The 3,480-nt window shown below is 54.0% G+C and carries 6 protein-coding genes; 4 read left to right on the top strand and 2 right to left on the bottom strand.

Annotated features, from left to right (window positions below; all coding sequences use genetic code 11):
• From GEU01_RS20110 to GEU01_RS20125, 3 genes are all read left to right on the top strand, one after another.
• The coding region (locus GEU01_RS20110; RefSeq protein ID WP_019087478.1) for an IS110 family transposase at positions 1–342 on the top strand (342 nt) is incomplete at its 5' end.
• A gap of 423 nt (positions 343–765) precedes the next feature.
• Positions 766–1,008, top strand: a complete 243-nt coding sequence (locus GEU01_RS25115; RefSeq protein WP_081500041.1) for a type II toxin-antitoxin system Phd/YefM family antitoxin — start codon at positions 766–768, stop codon at positions 1,006–1,008.
• Positions 1,005–1,430, top strand: coding sequence for a type II toxin-antitoxin system VapC family toxin (locus tag GEU01_RS20125; protein ID WP_026018907.1), 426 nt, complete (start codon positions 1,005–1,007; stop codon positions 1,428–1,430). Before GEU01_RS25115 ends, GEU01_RS20125 begins: the two co-directional genes overlap by 4 nt.
• A gap of 488 nt (positions 1,431–1,918) precedes the next feature.
• On the opposite strand, the gene mazF is transcribed toward GEU01_RS20125, so the two are convergent.
• Positions 1,919–2,263: an endoribonuclease MazF gene (gene mazF, locus GEU01_RS25120; RefSeq protein ID WP_010517204.1), complete on the bottom strand. Its 345-nt coding sequence runs from the start codon at positions 2,261–2,263 to the stop codon at positions 1,919–1,921.
• A gap of 41 nt (positions 2,264–2,304) precedes the next feature.
• Between mazF and GEU01_RS27370 the strand changes: the two genes are divergently transcribed.
• Positions 2,305–2,436: a hypothetical protein gene (locus GEU01_RS27370; protein ID WP_258367913.1), complete on the top strand. Its 132-nt coding sequence runs from the start codon at positions 2,305–2,307 to the stop codon at positions 2,434–2,436.
• A 53-nt stretch (positions 2,437–2,489) separates the two neighbouring features.
• Here the strand turns inward: GEU01_RS27370 and GEU01_RS20135 are convergent, their stop codons facing one another.
• Complete coding sequence (locus tag GEU01_RS20135; protein ID WP_010517199.1) at positions 2,490–3,158, bottom strand: MucR family transcriptional regulator; 669 nt, start codon at positions 3,156–3,158, stop codon at positions 2,490–2,492.
• Positions 3,159–3,480: the final 322 nt, after the last annotated feature.

Here is a 3,480-nt window from a genome sequence, read left to right on the forward strand (position 1 = left end):
AGCGCGATCGTCGCGGCCGTTCCGGATGCCTCGACTTTCCGGTCAGGCCGTCAATTCGCTGCGTGGCTCGGTCTGACGCCCAAAAGTCACAGCAGTGGTGGCAAGGAACGACAGGTTGGCATCAGCAAACAGGGGGATAGCTATCTCAGACGCCTGCTCGTGCTGGGCGCCACGGCGGTGATCCGTCTTGCACGCAAGGAAAACGCCAGTCGTCAATGGGCCGCAAAGTTGCTCGAGAAGAAGGCGGCGCGTGTCGTATCTGTCGCTCTCGCCAACAAGACTGCCAGGATTGTCTGGGCACTTCTCACAACGGGCAATGCATACAGCGCCAGGAGCGCCTGAAAGAATTCAGAGATTTGCCCTCGTCGAACACCAGAAGCGACGAAGGTGAATGTGCGGAGTGGTGATATATGATGGCGAACCGGTCAGGCCGGGGAGAGGATAAACCCGACGGGACCAAGCGCAGCAAAAGCGCGCAGAGGTGATCAGGAATCCAATCCGCGGACTTCATCAGGGCCAGCAGCCCCCGGGCTGCGCAAACAGGCCGGACACATGGCTGCACCCGACCACCAAAATCATACTTTCCACTTGCATCGTCAGGGCCGTCCACACATGGCTCCATGCGTTGCAGACGGTGACGATTTCATCCTCGCACATTTCGTGCGGGGGCCGTCCACAACATCACCTCTGTCCGACGCATATTCTGTTAGGTAAGGCGACTTTTTTCCGCTATAAAGTGACCAGTTTAGCGGTTCGGAGTCTAGGATGCAGACAGTCAATCTGGTAGAAGCCAAAGCCCATCTCAGTCGTCTGGTTGATCTGGCGAAGGATGGAGAGTCCGTCTGTATTCTTCGCCGCGGCAAGGTTGTTGCGCAACTTGTCAAGGCGGAGCCGGTACGTAAACCCATTGCCGTGAGTGCTCTTCGCTTGCTGACCAACGCTATGACACCGCAAAAGGAATCTGCTGCCGAAACTGTCCGTGCCATGCGTGATGAGGCAAGGTATTGAGTCTTTATATCGATACATCGGTTCTTGTGGCGGCCCTGACCAATGAGGGAGAGACGACCCGAATGCAGGACTGGCTTGGTGCCCAGGCGCCTGAAGATCTTTCTGTCAGTGATTGGGTGGTCACCGAGTTTTCTTCTGCCCTGTCGATCAAGCTGCGCACAGGCCAGATAACCGTCATGGATCGAGCGAACAGCCTGGCCATGTTCACCCGTCTTTGCGCAGAAAGTTTTGGTGTCGTGCCTGTGACCAGTCAGAACTTCCGGACGGCGGCGCGGTTCTCGGATCAGTACACTCTGGGTCTTCGTGCCGGAGACGCCCTCCATCTGGCGGTTTGTGCGGATCATGGCTCAACATTGTGTACCCTGGATCGGCGTCTTGCCGAAGCGGGACCTCAGGTCGGTCTGGCGACTACGCTGCTATGATCGATCCTTGACTGAGGATTGTTGGAAAATATCGTGAATTAAGGATTGCGGTCATGAGATGGATTATGGCGGCGAATATTCATCTGTCTTGTTGCCATCCACGGCGTCCTGTCACGAGCACCGCAGGTGTATCCGGTTGTTTGTTGGCATAACAAATCTTATAAGACATATGGATTCGGTGGCGAAAGCAGTCTGTCAGTTGATCCATATTCCCAGCCTGAAGAGCTTTCATCTCCGGTTCCCGTCTATGAATCCGCACAAAAGACAGAACCTTGCGCAAGGTTCTGCACCCAATACCAGTAATTAAGGTTTCCACCTTACCCTTAATCATGACAGGAAAAATTACCGCCCTCGCCCTGTATGATGGTGCGGAACGTAATCGATTGCTCATCGCCCAAGCGCGTCCGGCATCGAGCCTACAACACACATCAGGAAGCCCGACAGGACATGTTTGACTACCTCGAAATGTGCGGGATTCTTTATTTTCCTCAACCAACCAATAATCTGGCGCGCTGACGAACTGCCTCAAGTTCCTTCGCTGAGACCTTTCCTTTGAGCTTCGCGCTCCGCACCCGGCAATCCAGACTTCTCATCTGATCCGAGAGCACCACACTGGCGGGTTTTCCGATCACGACCACTTCAAACGGATAGCCTTTGATTTTAGTGGTCGTAGGGCAGCAAAGCATCATCCCCGCTTTGGCATTATAACTCGCAGGGCTGAGAACCACCGCTGGCCGATGCACAGCCTGTTCCCGCCCTGCCTGAGGGTCAAATTCCAACCAGACAATATCGCCGCAGTCAGGAACCCACGTGACCTGGGATTTGGTGCTCACAAGCTTTCGTCACCTACAGACTGTCCAAAGTCAATTTCCTCATGCTGGTTCAAATCGGTAATCCCGGCGACGAGGTCTTCCAGTTTGAGCGGTGTGGCGCGAACTGGCTCAATGATAACTCGACCATCTTCCTCGTGGACATTCACCATCTGGTCATCCTGAAGTTCGAGTGATGCGTGGATGCCTGGTTGCCTTATAACCACGCCCGATAGGCCGGGCTGATCAGTCAGACCTTGGCCCCTTTTGCTTTCGTGCCGGTTTTCCGTACCGCACGCGGTTTCGCTGAGGCCTTGGAACGAGGCATTTTCTTTGGCGACGCTGCGGAAGATCCAGATTCAGTTGCCGACGACCTGGATCGCCGCGAAATGGTTTTTTTGGTGGGTACTACGGCCTCAGCAGTATCGACCGATATTTCTTTCGCTGCACTATCGACAGAAGGTGCTGCGGGTGCCTCGTCCACGGGAGCGGTCGGGGGCACCAAAATCTTACGTCCAAGGCCCGCGTCTCGCGCCAGAGCCGCCCGCATTTTGGCATACTCCGGAGCAACCATGGGATAATCCATAGGAAGCTGCCATTTCTCTCGGTATTGCGTTGGCGTCATCCCATACCTTGTCTGCAGGTGACGCTTGAGCATTTTGAGTTTTTTGCCATCTTCCAGACAGACGATGTATTCAGGAAATACCGACTGCGCGACTGGAACTGCGGGCTGCTGGGCCGGAATGCTGGCGTTTTTCTCTGGGACCGGTGTTGTTTCGCGGATAGCAGCGTAGACATCACGGATAAACGCCGGGACGTGTTCTGTCGGCAGAGAAGTATTGGTATTGCCGAGATGCGCTGCCACGATGTCGCTCATGGCAATTACAATTGCCGGGGATAGGTCGTCTGATTGGTCCATGATAAAGCCTCTCCGCTATATTTTTACCGAATAATATTGCCGGAGTGTAAGTCTTTATGCAATCGGCAAAATATGGCGTATCGAAAGCTGAATTATATATTGCGTTACGTTGCCTACATCGATCACATTGCACCATGAGCATCAAGTTCTATGCAAATTGTAAGCGGCGAAGCCTGCCCCTGATTACGCTATCAGACGGCGTAAACTGGCTCCTGCAGCGGGCCTGGCACAGAAGCTACGACTCACCTCAATGTCGATGATAAGTTTTTTAGTCCGAATATATCCATCCACGAATTTTCCATGACGTGGTGAGCGGATACAG

This window comes from Komagataeibacter europaeus LMG 18890 (assembly GCF_000285295.1).
In the GTDB taxonomy this organism is placed as follows: domain Bacteria; phylum Pseudomonadota; class Alphaproteobacteria; order Acetobacterales; family Acetobacteraceae; genus Komagataeibacter; species Komagataeibacter europaeus.